The organism is Streptomyces malachitofuscus (assembly GCF_055571035.1).
On record NZ_JBVIGA010000001.1, the window covers coordinates 213,943 to 235,113 of the forward strand.

A 21,171-nucleotide genomic window follows, 5' to 3' on the forward strand; every position below is an offset into this window, starting at 1 on the left:
CGAGGGGCACCGCCACCGCCGTGAACGTCGTCTGAGGCGTCTGCGGGCTGGTGAAGCGCGCGTTGACCAGGTAGAGGCGGTCCCGGAAACGGGCGGCGGTGGCGGGGACGTCGAAGCGCGGGTCGGTGATCGTACGGCGCAGGGCCGCCGTCGTGGCGCGGGCGTCCAACTCGAAGACCGTCACCATGTTCGAACGGTTCTGCACCACGTACAGGGTGCGGCCGACGCGGACCAGGCCGTCGCCGTTCACCACGTTCTCCGCGCCGGACAGGGCGATGCGGGTGGTGCGCCCGGTGCGCAGGCTCACCCGGTGCAGCTCGCCCGGCGTGCTCTTGACCACGATCACCTCATGGCCGTCGGGGGTGCTCACGATGCCGTTGGCGTTGATGACGTCGGGCAGTTGCTCCCAGTCGCCGCCGAGCGGCAGCGCGCGGACGCGGCCGCCGCGCCCGCGCGGGACACCGTACAGGACCGCCTCGCGGGAGTCGGTGAACCAGGCGCGGTCCCGGAACAGCACGACGTCGTTGATGAACGGGGAGGCGTCGTCGCTGAGTTGATGCGTCGCGCGCAGGGCGCCGGTGCGGGCGTCGACGACGCGCGCGGTGCCCTCCCCGCCGCCGGCGACGTACAGCAGGCCGTCGTGGCCTGCCTTCAGGCCGATGGCGACACGGCCGGGGGCGCCCTCGTGCAGGACCTCGCCCTTTCCGGTGCGCAGGTCGGTGCGGAGGATCGCGCCGTCGGCGCGGGAGCCCATGTAGGCGTAGGGCGCGCGGCCGATGGCGATGCCCTCGGGCAGCCAGCCGTCCGGCAGCGGGAACTCGGTGGGCCAGGCGGGCCGGTGGCCTGTGGCCTGCGCCGGCCGCCACCGCGAACGCGGCGACGGCGGCACCGCCGAGCACGGCACGCCGGGAGGGCTTGAGGTGCTGCGGGTCGTGGTGCGGGGTCATGTCCGGACCTCCGTGACGGATCGGAACGGTGCCTGCAACGGACGGGCACGACCGATGCAACCCGATGCACCGGGCCCGCTGAAGGGTACGTTCCCAACCCGACAGGAAGTCGACAGGCGCCCCGCGGGTCAGGCCGCCTTCACCTCGTAGGCCGTCACCCGCACCGCCTCGTCGTCCAGGCACTGGCCCGACTCCAGGTCGAAGCGCTGCTTCAGCAGCGGCGAGGCGACGAAGGGGCGGCCCCGGTGGGTGCCGGTCAGGCCGCGGGAGAGGACCGCGGCGCCGGTGAAGGGGTCGCGGTTGTCGATGGCGTAGAGGCGGCCGGTGCGGTCGGCGAAGACGGCCACCTGGCGGCCGTCGGGCAGCAGGGCCGCCACCCCGCGGCCCGGGAGCAGCGCGCTCAGGTCGCAGACCGTGAACCAGTCGTCCGTGAGGCGGAGCTGAACCTTCAGATCGGTGGTCTCCAGGGCCAGGGTCATCGCGTGGCGCTTCCTTCCAGGATGTCGTCGGCGGGGCGCAGGCCGATGTTCAGCAGCGGCAGGTCGGGCTTCATCTGGTCGCGCTCGGGCACGAAGGCGACGACCGGGTCGGGGGTGTCGGGCGCGTTCACGAAGGACACGAACCGGGCCAGCTTCTCCGGGTCGTTGATGGTCTCCGCCCACTCGTCGCGGTAGTGGGAGACATGGGCGGCCATCAGCGCCTCCAGCTCGTCGCAGATGCCCAGCGAGTCGTGGACGACCACGTCCCGCACGTGGTCCAGGCCGCCGGGGATCCGGTCCAGCCAGACGCTGGTGCGCTCCAGGCGGTCGGCGGTGCGGATGTAGAACATCAGGAACCGGTCGATGAGGCGGATCAGCTCGGCGTCGGAGAGGTCCTGCGCGAGCAGGTCGGCGTGGCGCGGGGTGGCGCCGCCGTTGCCGCCGACGTACAGGTTCCAGCCGTTGGCGGTGGCGATGACGCCGAAGTCCTTCGACTGGGCCTCCGCGCACTCGCGCTGGCAGCCGGAGACCGCCGACTTGAGCTTGTGCGGGGAGCGCAGCCCCCGGTAGCGCAGCTCCAGGTCGATCGCCATGCGCACGGAGTCCTGGACGCCGTAGCGGCACCAGGTCTGCCCGACGCAGGACTTCACGGTGCGCAGCGACTTGCCGTAGGCGTGGCCGGACTCGAAGCCGGCGTCCACCAGCCGGGCCCAGATGAGGGGGAGCTGTTCGACGCGGGCGCCGAACATGTCGATCCGCTGACCACCGGTGATCTTCGTGTAGAGGCCGAAGTCGCGGGCGATCTCACCGATGACGATCAGCTTCTCGGGGGCGATCTCACCGCCGGGGATGCGCGGCACGACCGAGTACGAGCCGTTCTTCTGCAGGTTGGCCAGGAAGTGGTCGTTGGTGTCCTGGAGGGCGGCCTGTTCGCCGTCGAGGACGTAGGTGCTGGCACCGATCGCCGGGGCGAGGGAGGCGATGATCGAGCCGACCGCCGGCTTGCAGACCTCGCAGCCGTCGCCGCCCCGGGCGGCCTCGCGGCCGTGCCGGTCGAGCAGCTCCTGGAAGGAGGCGATGCGCAGGGCCAGGACGATCTCGTACAGCTCCTCGCGGGTCTGGGAGAAGCAGCCGCACAGGCCCTTGTCGACCTCGACGCCGCTCGCCTCCAGCTCGGCGTTGACCAGCTGGCCCAGCACCTTGACGCAACTGCCGCAGCCGGTACCGGCCTTGGTGCACTTCTTCACCTCGGTCACGGTGGTGCAGCTGTGCTCGGTGACCGCGCCGCGGATGGTGCCCTTGGTGACGTTGTGGCAGGAGCAGATGACGGCGTCGTCGGGCAGCGCGGACGGGCCGAGCTGCGCCGGGGCCCCGGCGCCCGCGGGCAGCACCAGCGCCTCCGGGGCGACGGGCGGCACCGAGCCGGTGAAGGCGCGCAGTGTGCCGTACGCCTCCGCGTCGCCGACCAGGATGCCGCCGAGCAGCGTGCCGTCCCGGCCGATGACCAGCTTCTTGTACAGGCCGGCCCGGGAGTCGGAGTAGACGACGTCCAGGCAGTCCTCGGCGGTGCCGTGCGCGTCGCCGAAGGACGCCACGTCCACGCCGAGCAGCTTCAGCTTGGTGGACAGGTCCGCGCCGGTGAACGACGACTCGTCCGCGGCGATCGTCGCCGCGGCCGTCTCCGCCTGCTCGTAGCCGGGCGCCACCAGTCCGTACACCCGGCCGTCGGCGGCCAGCGCGCACTCGCCGATCGCGAACACGTGCGGGTCGGTCACCGTACGGCACTGCTCGTCCACCGCGATGCCGCCGCGCTCGCCGACGTCGAGGCCGCAGTCACGGGCCAGCTGGTCGCGGGGGCGGACACCGGCGGAGAACACCACCAGGTCGGTGGCGAGTTCCGACCCGTCCGACAGCCTCATCCCGGTGACCGCGCCGTCCTCGCCGACCACGATCTCCTGGGTGCCGACACCGGTGTGGACGGACAGGCCCATGTCCTCGATGGTGCGCAGCAGCGCCGCGCCGCCGCCCTCGTCGACCTGGACGGGCATCAGCCGGGGCGCGAACTCCACGATGTGGGTGTTCAGCCCGAGGCCCTTGAGCGCGCCCGCCGCCTCCAGACCGAGCAGCCCGCCGCCGACCACCGCGCCGGTCGTCGACGTCCGCGCGTACTCCTCGATCGCGAGCAGGTCCTCGATCGTGCGGTAGACGAAGCAGCCCTCGGCGTCCTTGTTCGGCACGGGCGGCACGAACGGGTAGGAGCCGGTGGCCAGGACCAGGATGTCGTAGTCGACGACCAGCCCGGAGCGGGCGGTCACCTTGCGCGCCGCACGGTCGACGGTCTCCGCCGGGTCTCCGACGCGCAGCTCGATGCCGTGCGTCTCGAGGAACGCCGGGTCCGTCATGGACAGGTCCTCAGCGGTCTTCCCGGAGAAGTACGAGGTGAGCTGGACGCGGTCGTACGCCGGACGCGGCTCCTCGCACAGCACGACCACGCGGTGCGTGGCGGTCAGACCGCGCTCGGCGAGCGCCTCCAGGAAACGCTGGCCGACCATGCCGTGGCCGATGAGCACGATGGTCGGTGTGTCCGTGGGCATCAGGAGCCTCCGTCATGGGTGAGCAGGTGGAGCAGGGGCCCGCCGTCGGACGGGAGCGGCTCTGCTCCCTCCCAGGCGCGCGCGAGGGCGCCGACGGTGCCGAGTTCGCCGACCAGGACCCCGCCGACCAGGCGGTCGTCGCGGACGACGACCTTGCGGTACGTGCCGCGGGTGGCGTCGGTGAGCTGGACGACGTCGTCGCCCGGCAGCGCCTCGGTCTCGCCGAACGCGGCCAGGTCGAAGGGGCTGTCCGGCCCGGCCAGGGTGAGCCGGGTCAGGGAGCGGGTGCCGGTGTAGCGGGCGGTGGTGTCCCCGGCGAGCAGCGCGGCGAGCGCGTCGGCCTGTTCGAGGGCCGGGGTGGCGAGCCCGTACACCGTGCCGGCGTGCTGCGCGCAGTCGCCGACGGCGTGGATGTGCGGGTCGGAGGTGCGCAGCTCGTCGTCGACGACGATGCCCCTGCCGACCTCGAGCCCGGCGGCCTGCGCGAGACCCACTCGCGGGTGGACGCCGCAGGCCAGCACCACGAGGTCGGCGTCGAGGGCGTAGCCGTCGGCCATCTCCACCGAGCGGACGGCGCCGGCGACGCAGCGTACGTCCCGCACCCGGCACTCGGTGTGCACCTCCACGCCGAGGCCGGTCAGGTACCGCTCGATGAGCGCCGAGGCGGCCGGGTCGAGCCGGCGCTCCATGAGCCGCCCGGCCTGCTGGGCGAGGACGACCTGCGCGCCGCGCACGGCGAGCGCACGGGCCGCGGAGACGCCGAGCAGCCCGCCGCCGATCACCACCGCCCGCACCCCCGGCCGTACCGCCTTGGCCAGGCCCAGGCAGTCGTCCATGGTGCGGAAGGCGTGCACGCCCTCGGGCAGCTCGTGGTCCGCGGTGAACAGGCCGCGCAGCGGCGGCAGCACGGGGTTGGAGCCGGTGGCCAGGACCAGGCGGCCGTACTCCACCACCGAGCCGTCGGCGCAGGTGACGGTCCGTGCGGCGCGGTCGATGCCGGTCACCCGGGCCCGGGTCAGCTCCGCGGGCGCCGGCAGGGCGATCACCTCGGGGCTGTAACGCCCGGCCAGCACCTCGGCGAGCAGCACCCGGTTGTACGGGCGGTGCTCCTCCTCGCCGATCAGCGTCACGGGCGTGCCGAGCTCGCCGAGCCGGCGGGCGAGTCGTACGCCCGCGAGGCCGGAGCCGATCACCACCACACGCTCATTCGAGGTCATGCCCCTGAGCGTGCGGTGCGGGTGTTTCCCGTCGGCATCCCCTCTGTTTCCCGCGCGGAACGCTGATCTCAGCGGCGGACGGCGGCGGGTGTGAGGTGGGCCCCGGCCGGGTGACGGGACCGGAGGCCTGCCCCGGTACGTAACCTCAATAAACGCTCATCTTGATGGACGTGACATCTATCCCGTTCGTAGGGTCGCGGTCATGCCCGACATCTCCCTCACCACGGTCGTTCTGCTCTGTCTGGCCGCCCTCGCCGCCGGCTGGGTCGACGCCGTGGTCGGCGGCGGCGGGCTGCTGCTCCTTCCCGCGCTGCTGCTCGGCCTCCCCTCCGGAACCCCGGCCGCGCACGCGCTGGGCACCAACAAGGCGGTGGCGATCGTCGGCACCACAGGCGCCGCGGTCACCTACGCCCGCAAGGCACCGGTCGACGTGAAAACGGCCGTGCGCATCGGCCTGGCCGCCCTGGCCGGATCATCGGGCGGGGCCTTCTTCGCGGCCGGGATGAGCACCGAGGTCCTCAAACCGGTGATCATGGTGGTGCTGCTCGCCGTCGCCGCCTTCGTGATCCTGCGCCCCGCCTTCGGCACGGCACCGGCCACCGGCCCGGCCACCCGCCGCCAGATCCTCGCCGCGATCGGCCTGGGCGGCCTCGGCATCGGCTTCTACGACGGTCTCATCGGCCCCGGCACCGGCACGTTCCTCGTCCTCGCCCTCACCGCCCTGCTCCACCTCGACCTGGTCACTGCCTCCGCCACCGCCAAGATCGTCAACTGCTGCACCAACGCCGGCGCCCTCGCGATGTTCGCCTGGCAGGGCGCGGTGCTGTGGCAACTGGCGGCGCTGATGGCGGTCTTCAACCTGGCCGGCGGCATGCTCGGCGCCCGCACGGCCCTGAAGAAGGGCAGCGGATTCGTCCGCGTCGTCCTGCTGACGGTCGTCTTCGCCCTGGTGGCCGACCTGGCGTACGAACAGTGGCTGGCCTAGGTCCGACAGAGCCTGGCCGCCGGGTGCCGCACCCGCCGGCCCGTGGATACTGTGCCGGACCGTCATGAACGCCTGGAAGGACACGACCATCATCAAGCCGCTGAGACCCGTCCTCGTCGCCGCCCTCGTGTGCGCGGCCACCGCCTGCTCCGCCCCCGCCGCGCCGGAGCCCTCGAACACCCCGGAGACCACCGCGGGCGTCGTCGAGTCCCCCGGTCCGGCGGACGCCCAGCCGGTTACCGCCGTCATGCCCGACGTCATCGGCGGCAACGCCGGGCGCGCGCAGGAACAGATGGGGCCCGGGACCGACATCCTCTTCGAGGACGCCACTGGGCAGGAGCGTCCGGTGGACGATCCCGCCGGGTGGCGGGTCTGCACCACCCGGCCGGGAGCGAACCGGCAGATCACCGACTACCCGGTGGTCTTCGGCGTGGTGAGGACGTCGGAGGACTGTGCGGACGCCACGTCCGGCTGAGGTGACGGTCAGCGGGTGGCGGTCAGGTGGGCGTACACGACCACGTTCCCCCGGTAGCCCGTGGTGCGGGAGTAGCCGCCGCCGCAGGTGATGACACGCAGTTCGGGGCGGGCGGCCGCGCCGTACACCTTCCGGTCGGGGAAGTCCTGCGCGTCGTACACCTCGACCGCGTCCACGGTGAACACGGCGGTCCGGCCGTCGCGCCGGTCCACCTCGACGGTGCTGCCCTTGCGCAGGGCGCCGAGGGAGTAGAAGACGGCGGGACCGTCGGCGTTGTCGACGTGTCCGGCGATGATCGCGGTGCCCCGCTCGCCCGGGGTGGTGCCGGACTCGTACCAGCCGGCGAGGTTCTTCCGGCCGGCGGGCGGGACGTCGAGGCTGCCGGTCCGGGTCAGGCCGAGACCGGTCAGGGGCGCGTCCACGTCGATCGCCGGGATGCGCACACGGTCGGGCGGCGAGGGCGGCAGCGCGGGCGCCGCGGCCCGGCCGGTGCTGCGGCCGTCGGTCCCGGTGTGGGCCTCGGCGGCCGACGGCTGCGGCGGGGTGTCCCCCCACCCGTCGCGCAGCAGCAGCATCCCGGAGCACAGGGCGAGCACGGTGACGGCGGTTATCGCTGCGTTGCTCGGACCCCCGGCCCGGCGTCGGAACCTGCGGCGCGTCACGGAGTGGACCTCGTCTCGAGTCGGCCCCGTACCCCCCTCCGGGCCGCGAGGGGCGTCGGACCCGGAGGGGGAGGGGACATGCGGTACCGGCGGGGACGGGCAGCGGAGGGTGCCCGTCAGATCCCGTCGCCTCTCGCCCGGCGATGCAGGAGCCAGGTACCGCCCGCGGCGGCGACGGCGAGAGCCGACACACCGGCCGCGGTCCGTACGGGGTCGTGGCCCAGCGCGCCGCCGACCCCCGTCTTCACACTTCCTCGCGGATGCACCTGCTGCGACTCGGGCGTCAGCGTGACCAGCAGGTCACCCGCCACCCGCCGGCCGCCGCCGGCACACGTGGCGACGATCTGGTACGTCCCCGGCTGCGCGCTCGGCGGCACCTGGAACTGTCCGATCGCGTCCCCCTCGTGGGTGCTCGGCGTCAGCGTGAAGCGGCCGGCGCCCACGGCGGAGGCGTCACCCCCGGCCGTGTCCTCGTCGCCGCACACCGAGGTGTTCGCCGTCACCTGCGCGCCCGGCGCGACCGAGGACGGGTACAGCTCCAGGCCCCCGGCCGAGGTGTCGCGGGCCTCCACGGCGTACGCGGGGGCGGCCAGCAGCCCCGCGGCGGCCACGGCGAGCGCGGCGCCGGTCAGACCGGACCTGCCGGTGACGCCGGTCAGCAGCCGGGCGGTACGTCGCATCGATGCTCCCTCGAGCTCACGAAGGGGACCCGGCCCGCGGCACCCCCATGTGCCGCCGTCGGACGCGTCCCTGCCTTTCCGAGGTAAGTGCCACCGCGCCGCCGCCGCTTCCTGAGGAGGCGTCAGGGAGCGGGCTGAACGGGTGTCAGACGCACCCGTACGGCCGCAGACTTCACCGAGTTTCAGCAGGTCACGGCCGCCGCGCCGAACCGCTCGCGCAGAAGCACCCGAAGGGTGCGCGGCGCGGGGGTGAACGGGTGACCGGGCCGGACGGGAGCGCTGGGGTCGCGTGCGGGGAGGTGGGGACGGATGCGGCTGCGCACCGCGGTGCTGGTGGCGATGTGGGCCCTCGTGCTCTGGGGGCTGTTCCAGGCCGGCGGGGGAGTGGCGAACCACGCCTACGCGAAGGACGTGATCTGCTCCGGGCTCAACCTGGGTCCGGACGGGGAGGAACATCCCTCGCCGATGCACCGGGGCGACACGTGCTACCCCGAGATCGACAGCTCCGGGACCAGAAGCTACGACGAGCAGCGGGCCGCCCAGCGCGCGAGCGCGACGACGTCGTCATCGGCTCGTGGGCGCTCGGCACGGGGACGGTGGGACTGATCGGCCTGTTCGCCCAGGGCCGCCTGTCGGCCCGGCCGCCGCACCGGCCGGGAGGCGCCCGTGCGCGAGCGCGGGGGCGGGTCCGATGGCAGAAAGGCCGAACGCAGAAGCGGCCACCCGGTCGGCTCCGGAGCCGGAATGGCCCTTAGCCAGACCCCCGGCCTTACGGGTCCAGCCGGGCCCCCGCCTCACCTCACCCCGCGCCACTGCCCGCCCTCGACCGGCTTGCCGCGCGCCCGCAGCTGCGCGGCGACGGCGGGCGCGGCGACGTACACCCACGCGCGCACCGCCGTGCCGTCCGCCTCCCGGAGGACCTCCCGCACCACGCGCTCGTACAGGTTGCGGGGGCCGCCCGGTACGTACTCCTCCAGCCGGTCCAGTCCGGCGAGCAGTTCCGCGTAGGACTCCGGCCGCGCGGTCACCAGTTCCCCGGCCACCGTGCCGCCGCCGTCCGGCTCCTCGACGGCGTACGGATATCCGGGCCCCTCGTACAGGGTCGCGCCCGGGAGGCGGCCGGGCTCCTCGCTCAGGGTGCGGCCGCGCAGGAACAGGTCGTGGTTGCGCTCGCCGGGGCGGAGGGTGCCGTAGACGAAGAAGGGGAGACTCACTCGTTCACCTGCGCGGACGTCGGCGGAGCCCCTCTGCACCGAAGTGCCACCGGAGCCTTGCAGGAACGATTCTCACCCCTCACACACCCCCACATTCGCGCTATGGACATGACATGATCGGCGCCACTTGAATCGCGGTCGACATCAGCGCCGCCCCACCCCCCACCCGCGTCGGGGCGCCCGTTCCAGGAGACCGCTTGAGCCCGATACGGCCTGTCCGAGGTTCCCGCTCCCTCACCACCGCCGTGGCCGTCACCAGTACCGCCCTGCTGGCCGCCGCACTCACCCCCACCACCGCCGGCGCGGCCGAACCCCCCACCCGCTCCGCCGCCGTCGCCGACGCCGCGTCGGTCCTCGCGGACCGCGCCGACGCCCTCGGCCTCACCGCGGGCCTGCGGACGAAGGTCCGCGACGTCGTCATCGACGCGGACGGCAGCCGGCACATCCGCTACGACCGCACCTACCACCGACTCCCCGTCCTGGGCGGCGACTTCGTCATGCACCTCGCCCCCGACGGCAGCTACCGGGGCGTCACCCGCGCCACCCGCGCGCGCATCGACCTCCCCACCGTCACCCCCGGGCTCGCCGCCCCCAGGGCCGCCGACCTCGCGGCGAACGCCCTGCGCGCCGCCCACCTCGGCGAGACCCTCGAGAAGCTCACCGCCAAGCCCGAACTGGTGGTCGACGCCCTGCACGGCGCCCCCAGGCTCGCCTGGCGCACCGACGCCGTCGCCCAGGACCCGGCCGGGAACCCGGTCGCGCGCACCGTGCTGACCGACGCGCGCACGGGCACCCGCATCGACGCCTGGGACAGCCTCGAAAGCGTCTCCGGCGACGGCGAGTCCCTCTACGGCGGCACGGTCCCGCTGGAGACGACGGCCACGGCGTCCGGGTACGAACTGAAGGACCCCACCCGCGGCGGCACGTACACCGGCGACGCGGGCAACCGCACCGACCTGTGCGTCCTCGTCCTCTGCCTCAACCGCGCACCGGCCCCCGTCCTCACCGACGCCGACAACCACTGGGGCACGGGCACCGTCTCCGACCGCGCCACGGTGGCGGTGGACGCCCAGTACGGCACCGACGTCACCTGGGACTACTACGAGGACGTCCACGGCCGCCGGGGCATCGCGGGCGACGGCAAGGGCTCGTACAACCGCGTGCACTACGGCAACGACTACAACAACGCCTTCTGGGACGACCGTTGCTTCTGCATGACGTACGGGGACGGTGACGGCACCCGGATGGGGCCGCTGGTCTCCCTGGACGTGGCCGGACACGAGATGACCCACGGCGTGACGTCGAAGACGGCCGGACTGACCTACTCGGGGGAGTCCGGCGGCCTGAACGAGGCGACCTCGGACATCTTCGGCACGCTGGTGGAGTTCCACGCGGCGAACGCCGAGGACCCCGGTGACTGGCTGATCGGCGAGGAGATCGTCCGGGACGGCTTCGGGCGGGACGCCCTGCGTCACATGGACGAGCCCTCCAAGGACGGCAAGTCGGCGGACTGCTGGGACGCCTCGGTCAAGGACCTCGACGTCCACTACTCCTCCGGCGTCGCCAACCACTTCGCCTACCTGCTCGCCGAGGGCAGCGGCGCCAAGGCCCTGGGCGGCGTCGCGCACTCCTCGCCCACCTGCGACGGCTCCACGGTCACCGGTATCGGCCGCGCCAAGCTGGGCAGCATCTGGTACCGCGCCCTGACGGTGCACATGACGTCCTCGACCGACTACGCGGGCGCCCGCACGGCGACCCTGAAGGCGGCCGCGGACCTCTACGGCGAGGGCGGCACCGAGTACGCGGCGGTCGCGGCGGCGTGGAGCGCGGTGGGCGTGGGCTGAACGGCCTCCAGCCGCACCGCGCACGCCTTGAACTCCGGCATCCGGGAGGTCGGGTCGAGGGCCGGGTTGGTGAGGGTGTTCGCCCGGCCCTCACCGGCCCAGTGGAACGGCATGAAGACCGTGTCGGGGCGGATCGCGGTGGTGATCCGCGCCGGCGCCACCGCCCGCCCCCGCCGGGACACCACGGCCACCGGGTCGCCCTCGGCCGCGCCGAGCCGCTCCGCGAGCCGCGGGTGCAGCTCCACGAACGGACCGGGAGCGGCGGCGTTCAGCTCGTCGACCCGCCTGGTCTGCGCACCGGACTGGTACTGCGCGACGACCCGCCCGGTGGTCAGCAGCACGGGGTAGTCCTCGTCGGGCTCCTCGGCGATCGCCCGGTACGACACGGGCACGAACCGCGCCCGCCCGTCCTCGGTGGCGAACCGGTCCAGGAAGAGACGGGGCGAACCGGGGTGGACGCCGGTGCCGGACACACCGGCCGGGGCCGGGCCGCCGGGCAGGTCACCGGACGCGGCGTCTTTGGAGCCTTGGGCCTCCCCGGCGTGGTCGGCGTGGTCGGCGCCGGTACCGGCCTTGCCCTCGGCGCCGGTCCCGGTCGTCGCCGCAGCCCCGGTGCCGGTCCCCGCGTCGCCACGGACACCGGTGCCGGTGCCGTTGCCGGCGTGGTCCGCGGCCCCGGTACGGGCCTCGGCAACGGCGCCGGTCGTCGTGCCGGTTGCGGTGCCGTTGCCGGGCGCCGAGGGCGGTGCGTCGGCCGGGGCAGGGCAGGGCCAGAAGACGCCGTTCTCCTCGGCCAGCCTCCGGTAGGTGATGCCGGAGTAGTCGGCGGGCCCGCCCGCGCTGGCCCGGCGCAGTTCGGCGAAGACCTCCTCGGCGTCGGTCGGGAAGCCCTTCTCCAGGTTCCGGTCCCCGCCCAGCCGCCCGGCGAGTTCGTGCATGACCTCCAGGTCGCTGCGGACGCCCTCCGGCGGGGTGACCGCCCGGCGGCGCAGCAGCACGCGCCCCTCCAGGTTCGTCGTCGTCCCCGTCTCCTCCGCCCACTGCGTCACCGGCAGCACGACGTCGGCGAGCGCGGCCGTCTCCGACAGCACCACGTCGCACACCGCCAGGAAGTCCAGCGAGCGGATCCGCTCCTCGACATGCGCGGCGCGCGGCGCCGACACCACCGGGTTGGATCCCATCAGCAGCAGCGAGCGGATGTCCGTGCCCAGCGCGTCCAGCAGCTCGTACGCGCTGCGCCCCGGCCCGGGCAGCGTGTCGGGGTCCACCCCCCACACCTCGGCGACGTGCGCCCGCGCCGCCGGATCCGTCAGCTTGCGGTAGCCGGGCAACTGGTCGGCCTTCTGGCCGTGCTCGCGCCCGCCCTGACCGTTGCCCTGCCCGGTCAGGCACCCGTACCCGGACAGCGGGCTGCCGGGCCGCCCGGTCGCCAGCGCCAGGTTGATCCACGCGCTCACCGTGTCGGTGCCCTTGGCCTGCTGCTCCGGCCCCCGCGCGGTGAGCACCATCGCGGACTCGGGCTCGCAGAACAACCGTACGGCCTCCCGCAGCTGGGGCACGGACACACCGGTGATCCGCTCCACGTACTCCGGCCAGTGCGCCATCGCGGAGGCCCGGGTCTCCTCCCAGCCGACGGTGCGCTCCCGGACGTACTCCTCGTCGGTGTGCCCCTCGGCGACGACGAGGTGCAGCAGACCCAGCGCCAGCGCGAGGTCCGTGCCGGGACGCGGCGCCAGATGCAGATCGGCCTGCTCGGCGGTCTTCGTCCGGCGCGGGTCGACGACGATCAGCGTGCCGCCGTTCTCCCTCAGCTCGGTGAAGTAGCGCAGGGACGGCGGCATGGTCTCGGCAGGATTCGACCCGACGAGGATCACGCAGCCCGTCCTCGGGATGTCCTCCAGCGGGAACGGCAGCCCACGGTCCAGTCCGAACGCCTTGCCGCCGGCGGCCGCCGCCGACGACATGCAGAACCGCCCGTTGTAGTCGATCTGGGAGGTGCCGAGCACCACCCGGGCGAACTTCCCGAGGCTGTACGCCTTCTCGTTGGTCAGCCCGCCCCCGCCGAACACCCCGACCGCGTCCGCCCCGTACTCCGCGCGGGTGCGCCCCAGCCCCTCGGCGACCCGGTCCAGCGCCTCCTCCCAGGAGGCCGGCACCAGCTCACCCCCCGCCGAGCGCACCAACGGCGAGGTGAGCCGCACGGCCGACGACAGCAGGGCCGGAGCGGTACGCCCCTTCCCGCACAGCGCCCCCCGGTTCACCGGGAAGTCCGCGCGCTCACTCACCTCGACGCCCGTCCCGTCCGGGGCCGGCGTCAGATTCATCCCGCACTGCAGCGCGCAGTAGGGGCAGTGCGTGGGCGTCACGGTGTTCTGCATACGGTTCACCCTGCGCGCCGGGTGTTACGCACCGCGCCGGCCGCTGTTACGCCCCGGGTACGGCGACCTCCCAGCCGGCCTCCGGCCGCGGTGAGGCGCCCGCGCCCCCGCTCAGAGGCCGATCAGGCGGATACGGTCATCGCACAGGCGGGACATGTCGTCGACGTCGGACGTCAATATGGCCACCGGGCCCGGCTGACGACGTGCCATCTCGGCCACCGTCGCGTCGATCGCATACTTGTGACCGTGCAGGCCCGCCGCCTTGAGCAGCTCCGCAGACGCCTTCGCCGCCTGCTCGGTCACCGGCTCGACCCTGACGCGGGACAGTGCCCAGCGAAGCCGGGCCGTGTTCACCCGCGCGTGGCTGACTTCCACAATGGTGTTGGCTCCCACGACGACGTCGGCACCCATGTCGTGGAAGACCTGGAACATCGCGAGGATCTTGCGATCCTGCGCGATCCAGGCGGAGAGGCCCTCGGAGTCCAGGACGAGGGTTTCGACGTGCAGGTTCATGCCGTGCTCTGCGAGCCACCGGCGTCCGTGCCGCCGAGGATCCGGGAGCGCGCCTCCGCCAGTTCCTCCTCGGTGAAGGCGCCGTACTCCTCCTGATGACGCAGCAGGTCGGCGCCGAGGAGCTGGTGCCGCAACTGACGCGCCACCGCTTCGGCGACATAACCGGAGACGTTGTCGGTGAGCTTCCTCAGTTCGTTGACCTGTTCCGTCGGGAGCGTCACCGTGATGCGCGTCGTGTCCGCCACGGGGTGAGCATACCGCGGTATGCGTGGCCGGTCATCCCCGTGCCTGCTCCGCGCGGGCCTCCTCCAGCGCCCGCTCCACCCCCGGCTCCTGTGATCCCAGAAAGCGCGGATCGGGCCGGAACGCGGCGTCCAGCGCCGCCTTGCCCGCCGCGAGGACCTCCCGGACACCCCCGTAGTACCAGGTGGCGTCGTGCGGTTCCGCGACGCCGACACCGTGCGAGGAGACGCCGGCCGCCTCGCACAGGGCCACCGCGCGGCGGACGTGGAAGCCCTGGCTGATCAGCACCGCGCGGTCCACGCCGAAGATCTTCTTCGCGCGGACGCAGGAGTCCCAGGTGTCGAAGCCCGCGTAGTCGCTGACGATCCGCCCGTCGGGCACGCCGTGCCGGATCAGATACGCGCGCATCGCGTCGGGCTCGTCGTAGTCCTCCCGGCTGTTGTCGCCGGTGACCAGCACCACCTCGATCCGGTCCGCGCGGTACAGCTGCGCCGCCGCGTCCAGCCGGTGCGCGAGATACGGCGACGGCTCCCCGTCCCACAGGCCCGCCCCGAACACCACGGCCACCTCGGTGCGCGGCACATCGGCGACTGTGCGCAGCCGGTCGCCCGTGGTCAGCCGCAGCCAGGTCGCCGGCAGCAGCGCCAGCACGCACACCGCCACCACCGCCTGCACCAGCCGCCGCTGCCCCGCACGGGTGCGCGGCAGACGCGGACGGCGAACTGTGAAACGGCGCATGGGACGGCCCCTCCCCGGTCGGTCCTCGACCCGGAGAGACGCCCCACCACGCCCCCCGGTTCACCCCACCCCCTGTGACCAGCTTCACGCCCACTTCCGAAACAGCAGGTCAAACGCCCTCACACACGGCGCGGTCCCCATGGTGAACCGCCGGAAAACACCCGTCATCCCCGCGCAACGGGAAGGCAACGTCCCGCGCCGACGATCGGTGCATGACGCCGTACACCATGAATCCCCCCGCCCTCGTCGTCGTGGCCCACGGCAGCCGCGACCCGCGGGCGCTGAGCACCGTACGGCAGCTCCTGGCCGGGGTGCGCGCACTGCGCCCCGGCCTGCCCGTGCACCTGGGCCACATCGAGCTCAACGCGCCGCTGCTGCCCGACACCCTCGCCGAGCTGGACGCGCGCGGCACCGAGGCGGCCGTCCTCGTACCGCTGCTGCTCAGCCGCGGGTACCACGTCAAGCGGGACATCCCCGAGATGGCCGCCGGGGCGCGGCTGCACACCCGCGTGGCCGCCCCGCTCGGCCCGCACCCCCTGCTCGTGGACGCCCTGCACGCCCGCCTCACCGAGGCCGGCTGGCGCACCCCGGCCGATGCCGCGACCCGGCGCGAGAGCGCGGTGATCCTCGCGGCGGCGGGCTCCCGCGACCCCGAGTCGAGGGTCGACACGAGCCGCACCGCGCGCCTGCTCGCCGCCCGGCTCGGCGTCCCCGTGATCCCCGCCTACGCCTCCGCGGCGGCCCCCACCGTCCCCGACGCCCTGCGCACCCTCGCCGCCCGGGGCCGCCACCGCGTGGCCGTCGCCTCCTACTTCACGGCCCCCGGCCGCTTCGCCACGGAATGCGCGACGGCGGCCCCCGTTACAGCCTCCGCCCCCCTGGGCACCCACCCCGCGATGCCCCACCTCCTCCTCCACCGCTACGACGAGGCCCTGCACACCTCGTCCCTCACCTCTTTGGAGCTTGCGTCAGCCTCTTGAGCACCAAGGTCACCCGGCCTCAGCCGGCGGCGGTGGTCAGGCGGCGCAGTCGTACTGCTTCGCCAGGTTGGTGGCACTTTCCAGAAGGATGGTGCGGCTCTTGGTGGTCACCGACCCGGTGTTCCAGTTCTCGTGGATGTTCACCTGCGGATAGACCGACAGCAGCAGCTCGCCGTACCTGTTGGTCGAGCCCATCTTGCTCACACAGTCCTCGGGAAGCCGTAGAACCGCGTGTCGCAGGGTCAGCCAGCCTTCGTAGCCGCCGCCGAGCGACGTCGCCCCCTTCGGAGCTTCGCTGGTTCCGTCGCTGGTGGTGGCGGTCAGAGCGTACTGTTCCCGGTACGTCTCACCACCGGGGTTCTCGCGCGTGACAGTGCAGACGGTGCCGAAGACCTGGTCGTCCTTCACCGCCTTCCCGCTGCTGCCTCCCATGACGTCGTCGGAGGTCTTGCCTGCCTTGCCGTCGTTGAGCAGGCCCGCGGTCTTCTCGGTGAGGGAACCCCAGCAGAGATTCTGCTCCCGCATGTCGTCCTTCGGATCGGGCCACAGGCTGACCGCCGCCACGACGGCGGCCGCGACGACCAGCGTGCCGGGAAGAACCAGACGCTTCTTGTCCATCTAGCGCTCGCCCATCTTCAAGTCCGAGTCCTTGAGGCCGTGCTGGTACCACTCCTCGTTGAGCCGCTGAATGTTGTCCTCGAACTCGCCGGGGCTCATGTCCAGTTCCTCGGGCTCGAGCCCCTTGCTGCGGGCCATCTGCTCCAGCAGGCTGTCCATCTCCTTCTGCCCGTAGTCGAAGTGTTTGACCAGGTCCTCCCGGACCTGCTTGTCGACCTTGGTGTTCTCCTCGCCCAGGTACTGGGCAGTGCCGACGTCCACCATCCGCTGGATGGAGTCGCCGACGAGGGGAATCCCCGTAACCGGTGCACCCAGGGCGTGGTAGCGCATCATCTTGTCCCAGCTGTTGGCGTCCTTCTCGGCCTGACCCAGGTCGTAGATGACATCGGCACGGACACCGTCGAGATGGCCGAGCACGGACGAGGACTGCTTGACCCAGGCATGCAGTTCCGGGTCGGACTTGCGGTAGGAGTCGGCGGGGAATTCGTGCAGGCCCTCGCCGATCAACGTCGCCTGTGAACGGTGGATGACACCGAACGCCTCGCCGTCCTCCGATGTCGCGCGAAGGACGCGGACCAGGTCACCACGGTCCAGATCGAGATCGTTGTACGTGGAATGCCCATTGTCGTCGAACGACATCGTCGACACCCCCGTGTCGTCAGGAATAGCTCACGACACGCTATCCGCTTGATCAAAAACCCGCCACAAATGATCGATCCGAGCACGGGCTCTCGAGGTGGACCGTGCTCCCTTCCCACGCGAGTCGTGGGCTGTCGCGGGAGAGACCCGAGGCCGAGACCGCTATGGCGGGCTGAGGGTCGGCGAGGTGTGCTGATCGTGTCAGGGGGCGCCAGCGCTGCCCAGTGGAAGGGGCAGCGTTTGCGCCCTGGCCCTTCTCTCGTGCCGGGACAGCCCGAACAACACAGCTGTCGCCCCGGCACCGCAAGGACCAGCAGGAGTCAGCATGCACGGACTTGGAGGGCTGACGGTGATGGCGGTGAAGATGTCGGGTACGTCGACGTCGTCCGTCCTGATCTCGAAGCCGACATCGTGAGCGTTTCGTCGGAGAACCACGGCGCCGACAACGTGGGGGAGGTCAGACTCGGGGGGAGCGGGGCTGTATCAATATGCGGCTCCGCCGCGTGGGCGCAAAGGGGGGCTGGGGGGCGAAGCCCCCCAGGGACGGGACGGGACGGGAAGGGAAGGGAAGGGAAGGGAAGGGGCGGCGGGGGCGAAGAAACGTCAGTCCAGATACCCCCGCAGCTGATCGGCGAAGGCATGGTCCCGCAGCTTGTTCAGCGTCTTGGACTCGATCTGCCGGATCCGCTCCCGCGTCACACCGAAGATCCGCCCTATCTCCTCCAGCGTCCGCGGCCGCCCGTCCACCAGCCCGTACCGCAGCTGCACGACCTTCCGCTCCCGCTCGCCCAGCGTCGACAGCACGGCCTCCAGGTGCTCCCGCAGCAGCAGGAACGCCGCCGACTCGACGGGACTCGCCGCGTCCCCGTCCTCGATGAGGTCGCCGAGCGCCACATCGTCCTCCTCGCCCACGGGCGCGTGCAGCGAGACCGGCTCCTGCGCCAGCCGCAGCACCTCGCCGACCCGCTCGGGCGGCAGATCGAGGTGGGCGGCGACCTCGTCCGGCGTCGGCTCGTACCCGCGCTCCTGGAGCATCCGCCGCTGCACGCGCACCACCCGGTTGATGAGCTCGACGACATGCACCGGCACCCGGATCGTGCGCGCCTGGTCGGCCAGCGCCCGGGACATGGCCTGGCGGATCCACCACGTGGCGTACGTGGAGAACTTGTACCCCCGGGCGTAGTCGAACTTCTCCACCGCCCGGATCAGCCCGAGATTGCCCTCCTGGACCAGGTCCAGCATGGTCAGGCCCCGGCCCACGTACCGTTTGGCGACGGACACGACGAGCCGCAGGTTCGCCTCGATCAGCCGCCGCTTGGCCATCCGGCCCATGACGACGAGCCGGTCGAGGTCCAGGGCGAGCCTGCTGTCCAGATCGGGGGTGCGGCGCAGCTTCTCCTCCGCGAACAGCCCCGCCTCGACGCGGCGGGCGAGTTCGACCTCCTCGGCCGCGGTCAGCAGCGGGATGCGGCCGATCTCGCGCAGATACTGCCGGAACAGGTCCGAGGAGGGACCGCCGGTCTCGGGCCGGACGGGCGCGCGGGGCCCGACAGGCTCGGAGGACTCGACGGGTTCCACGGCATCGACGGACTCGACGGACTCGACGGGTTCGACGGAGGACTCGACGGGATCGGCCGGAGGACCGGCCGCCTCCGGAGCCTCGGCCGGCGGGGCGGCGGGCTCGGACGATGTCTCGGGGTGGTGCGCGACGCGGCTCTGTGCCGGCATGGCGACGAGCACGTCCGCGTCGGGCTCGGTGAGGGTCTGGGTCTGCACGGGGGCGACCTCCAGGATGATCGCTGCCAGGGGGGACGGCAGCGGTACTTCGGGGGCGGAGTCGGCGGCCTCGCCGCTGTCCGTCCCGTACGCGATGAGCGGAACCGCGGATGTCCGGGACCCGTCGGTGACGGATCGGCCGCGCTCCGAGGACTCAGGCACCGCCCCCCAGTGTGGGGTACGACACATCGTCCCCACGAGGGGCGTGCGGTGACTTTTTGAGTCCGGTGCGTGACCGGGCGGTTACGCGGACCGCCTCACAGTGCGGCCGCGCCGTGCTCCCGCAGCGCCTGGTCGTACTGCTGCAGCACCCACAACTCGTTCTGTACGGACGCCAGTTCGGCAGGGTCGCCGTGAGCGCCGAGACGGGTGAGGCGGCTGGTGATGTCGCGGATGCGGCGCTCCACGGCCCGCCGCCGTACCGTGACCAGCTGGGCACCCGCGTAGGTCTCGTCGACCTCCTTGACGCCCCGGTGCAGCATGATCGCCTCGACGGCGAGCTCGGTGACCATGGCACGGACGGCGTCGTCGGGGGCGGCGTCGCGGACCCGGATCAGATACTCCTGCGGGTCCTGCACGCCGTACTCCGCGCCGCCCGCGTCCAGGATCGCCTGCCGTACGGCCGCGTAGGGCGGGGCGGTGAACTCGTCGACGCCGTACGCGTCGAAGGCCGGGGAGACCAGTTCCGGGCGCTGGAGGGCGAGCTTGAGGAGCTCGCGTTCCGTGGCGAAGACCGGGTTGCGCAGGTTGAGGGCGGGACCGCGCGGGCCGGGCGGCGCGGCGGACGGGGCGTACTGCTGCGGCCCGCCGCCGTGCTGCCTGCGGTCGGGGGCCGGGCCCTTGCCGCCGCGCTCGCGGGCCCAGCGGGCGAGCTGGGCGACCCGCTTGACGACGAACTGGGTGTCGAGGATGCCCAGCATCCCGGCGAGTTCGACGGCGACCTCGTGCTGGGCGCCGCTGTTCTTGATGCGGGCGACGATGGGCGCCGCCTCGTCGAGGGCGCCGGCGCGGCCGGCCGGGGTGTCCAGGTCGTAGCGCCGGACGATCTGGCGGAGGGCGAACTCGAAGAGCGGGGTGCGGGGTTCGACGAGGTCGGCGACGGCCTCGTCGCCCTTGGCGAGCCGCAGGTCGCAGGGGTCCATGCCGTCGGGGGCGATGGCGATGTAGGTCTCGGCGGCGAACTTCTGGTCGTCCTCGAAGGCGCGCAGGGCCGCCTTCTGGCCGGCCGCGTCGCCGTCGAAGGTGAAGATCACGCGTGCGCTGCCGTTGTCCATCAGCAGCCGGCGCAGGATCTTGATGTGGTCGCCGCCGAAGGCGGTGCCGCAGGTGGCGATGGCGGTCGTGACACCCGCGAGGTGACAGGCCATGACGTCGGTGTAGCCCTCGACGACGACCGCGCGGGACGCCTTCGCGATGTCCTTCTTCGCCAGGTCGATGCCGTAGAGGACCTGGGACTTCTTGTAGATCGCGGTCTCGGGGGTGTTGAGGTACTTGGGGCCGTTGTCCGCCTCGTAGAGCTTGCGGGCGCCGAAGCCGACGACGTCTCCGCCGATGTCGCGGATGGGCCACATCAAACGGCCGCGGAAGCGGTCGATGGGGCCGCGGCGGCCCTCCTGGGAGAGACCGGAGAGGATCAGCTCCTTGTCGCTGAACCCCTTGCCGCGCAGGAAGCGCGTGAGGTGGTCCCAGCCCTGGGGGCTGTAGCCGACGCCGAAGTGCTGGGCGGCGGTCTGGTCGAAGCCGCGCTCGGCGAGGAAGACCCGGCCGGTGTCCGCCTCCGGGGAGGTCGCGAGCTGCTCCGCGTACCACTCCGCGGCGATCTTGTGGGCCTCTACCAGGCGGATGCGCTCGCCGCGCTGGTGGGTGGGGTTGTACCCGCCCTCCTCGTAGCGCAGGGTGATGCCGGCCTGTCCGGCGAGACGCTCGACCGCCTCCGAGAAGGAGAGGTGGTCGATCTTCATCACGAACGTGATGGTGTCGCCGCCCTCCTGGCAGCCGAAGCAGTGGAAGAGTCCCTTGCTCGGGCTGACCTGGAAGGACGGCGACTTCTCGTCGTGGAAGGGGCAGAGACCCTTGAGGTTCCCTCCCCCCGCGTTGCGCAGCTGGAGGTACTCGGACACCACGGCGTCGATCGGAACCGCGTCCCGAACCGCCTTCACGTCCTCATCATTGATCCGCCCAGCCACGCG

General features: G+C 72.5%; 19 protein-coding genes and 1 pseudogene. 5 read left to right on the forward strand and 15 right to left on the reverse strand.

The window, feature by feature from the left end:
- Nucleotide 1: 1 nt before the first annotated feature.
- The 4 genes and pseudogenes from ACZ44S_RS00955 to ACZ44S_RS00970 all read right to left on the reverse strand — a co-directional run.
- Nucleotides 2-947, reverse strand: a pseudogene (locus ACZ44S_RS00955) (SMP-30/gluconolactonase/LRE family protein); the annotation flags it as partial.
- 128 nt (nt 948-1,075) lie between these two features.
- Nucleotides 1,076-1,426: a nitrite reductase small subunit NirD gene (gene nirD, locus ACZ44S_RS00960; protein WP_190166110.1), complete on the reverse strand. Its 351-nt coding sequence runs from the start codon at nt 1,424-1,426 to the stop codon at nt 1,076-1,078.
- Nucleotides 1,423-4,020 (reverse strand): nitrite reductase large subunit NirB, encoded by a 2,598-nt coding sequence (gene nirB, locus ACZ44S_RS00965; protein ID WP_466922854.1) that lies wholly within the window; start codon nt 4,018-4,020, stop codon nt 1,423-1,425. Before nirB ends, nirD begins: the two co-directional genes overlap by 4 nt.
- On the reverse strand, nt 4,020-5,237 hold the full coding sequence (locus ACZ44S_RS00970; RefSeq protein ID WP_466922857.1) for an NAD(P)/FAD-dependent oxidoreductase: 1,218 nt from the start codon (nt 5,235-5,237) through the stop codon (nt 4,020-4,022). Before ACZ44S_RS00970 ends, nirB begins: the two co-directional genes overlap by 1 nt.
- 202 nt (nt 5,238-5,439) lie before the next feature.
- Here ACZ44S_RS00970 and ACZ44S_RS00975 point away from each other — a divergent pair, with 202 nt between their 5' ends.
- Together ACZ44S_RS00975 and ACZ44S_RS00980 are read left to right on the forward strand one after the other, a co-directional pair.
- Nucleotides 5,440-6,222 (forward strand): sulfite exporter TauE/SafE family protein, encoded by a 783-nt coding sequence (locus ACZ44S_RS00975; RefSeq protein ID WP_466922860.1) that lies wholly within the window; start codon nt 5,440-5,442, stop codon nt 6,220-6,222.
- A gap of 64 nt (nt 6,223-6,286) precedes the next feature.
- Nucleotides 6,287-6,697: a hypothetical protein gene (locus tag ACZ44S_RS00980; protein ID WP_466922863.1), complete on the forward strand. Its 411-nt coding sequence runs from the start codon at nt 6,287-6,289 to the stop codon at nt 6,695-6,697.
- A gap of 8 nt (nt 6,698-6,705) precedes the next feature.
- On the opposite strand, the gene ACZ44S_RS00985 is transcribed toward ACZ44S_RS00980, so the two are convergent.
- Together ACZ44S_RS00985 and ACZ44S_RS00990 are read right to left on the reverse strand one after the other, a co-directional pair.
- Nucleotides 6,706-7,272 carry a class F sortase gene (locus ACZ44S_RS00985; RefSeq protein WP_466923623.1) on the reverse strand — a complete coding sequence of 189 codons (567 nt, stop codon included), beginning with the start codon at nt 7,270-7,272 and terminating at the stop codon, nt 6,706-6,708.
- A gap of 203 nt (nt 7,273-7,475) precedes the next feature.
- Nucleotides 7,476-8,039: a hypothetical protein gene (locus ACZ44S_RS00990; protein WP_466922866.1), complete on the reverse strand. Its 564-nt coding sequence runs from the start codon at nt 8,037-8,039 to the stop codon at nt 7,476-7,478.
- 309 nt (nt 8,040-8,348) lie between these two features.
- Between ACZ44S_RS00990 and ACZ44S_RS00995 the strand changes: the two genes are divergently transcribed.
- Entirely contained in the window at nt 8,349-8,645 is a 297-nt protein-coding gene (locus tag ACZ44S_RS00995; RefSeq protein ID WP_466922869.1) for a hypothetical protein, read from the forward strand.
- A gap of 188 nt (nt 8,646-8,833) precedes the next feature.
- On the opposite strand, the gene ACZ44S_RS01000 is transcribed toward ACZ44S_RS00995, so the two are convergent.
- Nucleotides 8,834-9,253, reverse strand: coding sequence for a gamma-glutamylcyclotransferase family protein (locus tag ACZ44S_RS01000; protein WP_466922872.1), 420 nt, complete (start codon nt 9,251-9,253; stop codon nt 8,834-8,836).
- A 197-nt stretch (nt 9,254-9,450) separates the two neighbouring features.
- On the opposite strand from ACZ44S_RS01000, the gene ACZ44S_RS01005 reads away from it, so the two are divergent.
- Nucleotides 9,451-11,097: a M4 family metallopeptidase gene (locus ACZ44S_RS01005; RefSeq protein WP_466922875.1), complete on the forward strand. Its 1,647-nt coding sequence runs from the start codon at nt 9,451-9,453 to the stop codon at nt 11,095-11,097.
- Here the strand turns inward: ACZ44S_RS01005 and ACZ44S_RS01010 are convergent.
- The 4 genes from ACZ44S_RS01010 to ACZ44S_RS01025 form a co-directional block, all read right to left on the reverse strand.
- On the reverse strand, nt 11,031-13,475 hold the full coding sequence (locus tag ACZ44S_RS01010; RefSeq protein WP_466922878.1) for a molybdopterin oxidoreductase family protein: 2,445 nt from the start codon (nt 13,473-13,475) through the stop codon (nt 11,031-11,033). The two genes, ACZ44S_RS01005 and ACZ44S_RS01010, sit on opposite strands and share 67 nt — an antisense overlap.
- Before the next feature lie 111 nt (nt 13,476-13,586).
- Nucleotides 13,587-13,988, reverse strand: coding sequence for a DNA-binding protein (locus tag ACZ44S_RS01015; protein ID WP_466922881.1), 402 nt, complete (start codon nt 13,986-13,988; stop codon nt 13,587-13,589).
- Nucleotides 13,985-14,233 carry a hypothetical protein gene (locus ACZ44S_RS01020; protein ID WP_466922884.1) on the reverse strand — a complete coding sequence of 83 codons (249 nt, stop codon included), beginning with the start codon at nt 14,231-14,233 and terminating at the stop codon, nt 13,985-13,987. The genes ACZ44S_RS01015 and ACZ44S_RS01020 overlap by 4 nt, the downstream gene beginning before the upstream one ends.
- Before the next feature lie 31 nt (nt 14,234-14,264).
- Nucleotides 14,265-14,969: a SanA/YdcF family protein gene (locus tag ACZ44S_RS01025; RefSeq protein ID WP_466922886.1), complete on the reverse strand. Its 705-nt coding sequence runs from the start codon at nt 14,967-14,969 to the stop codon at nt 14,265-14,267.
- A gap of 212 nt (nt 14,970-15,181) precedes the next feature.
- Between ACZ44S_RS01025 and ACZ44S_RS01030 the strand changes: the two genes are divergently transcribed.
- The gene (locus ACZ44S_RS01030) at nt 15,182-15,949 is read left to right on the forward strand and encodes a sirohydrochlorin chelatase (protein ID WP_466922888.1); all 768 of its coding nucleotides are present in this window, start codon (nt 15,182-15,184) and stop codon (nt 15,947-15,949) included.
- Nucleotides 15,950-15,985: 36 nt separating this feature from the next.
- Here ACZ44S_RS01030 and ACZ44S_RS01035 read toward each other — a convergent pair whose 3' ends face one another.
- From ACZ44S_RS01035 to dnaG, 4 genes are all read right to left on the reverse strand, one after another.
- Entirely contained in the window at nt 15,986-16,567 is a 582-nt protein-coding gene (locus ACZ44S_RS01035) for a hypothetical protein (RefSeq protein ID WP_466922890.1), read from the reverse strand.
- Complete coding sequence (locus ACZ44S_RS01040; RefSeq protein WP_466922892.1) at nt 16,568-17,206, reverse strand: hypothetical protein; 639 nt, start codon at nt 17,204-17,206, stop codon at nt 16,568-16,570. It abuts the gene before it with no gap.
- Between the two features lie 603 nt (nt 17,207-17,809).
- Nucleotides 17,810-19,144, reverse strand: a complete 1,335-nt coding sequence (locus tag ACZ44S_RS01045) for an RNA polymerase sigma factor (protein WP_466922895.1) — start codon at nt 19,142-19,144, stop codon at nt 17,810-17,812.
- Between the two features lie 95 nt (nt 19,145-19,239).
- Nucleotides 19,240-21,168: a DNA primase gene (gene dnaG, locus ACZ44S_RS01050; protein ID WP_466922897.1), complete on the reverse strand. Its 1,929-nt coding sequence runs from the start codon at nt 21,166-21,168 to the stop codon at nt 19,240-19,242.
- Nucleotides 21,169-21,171: the final 3 nt, after the last annotated feature.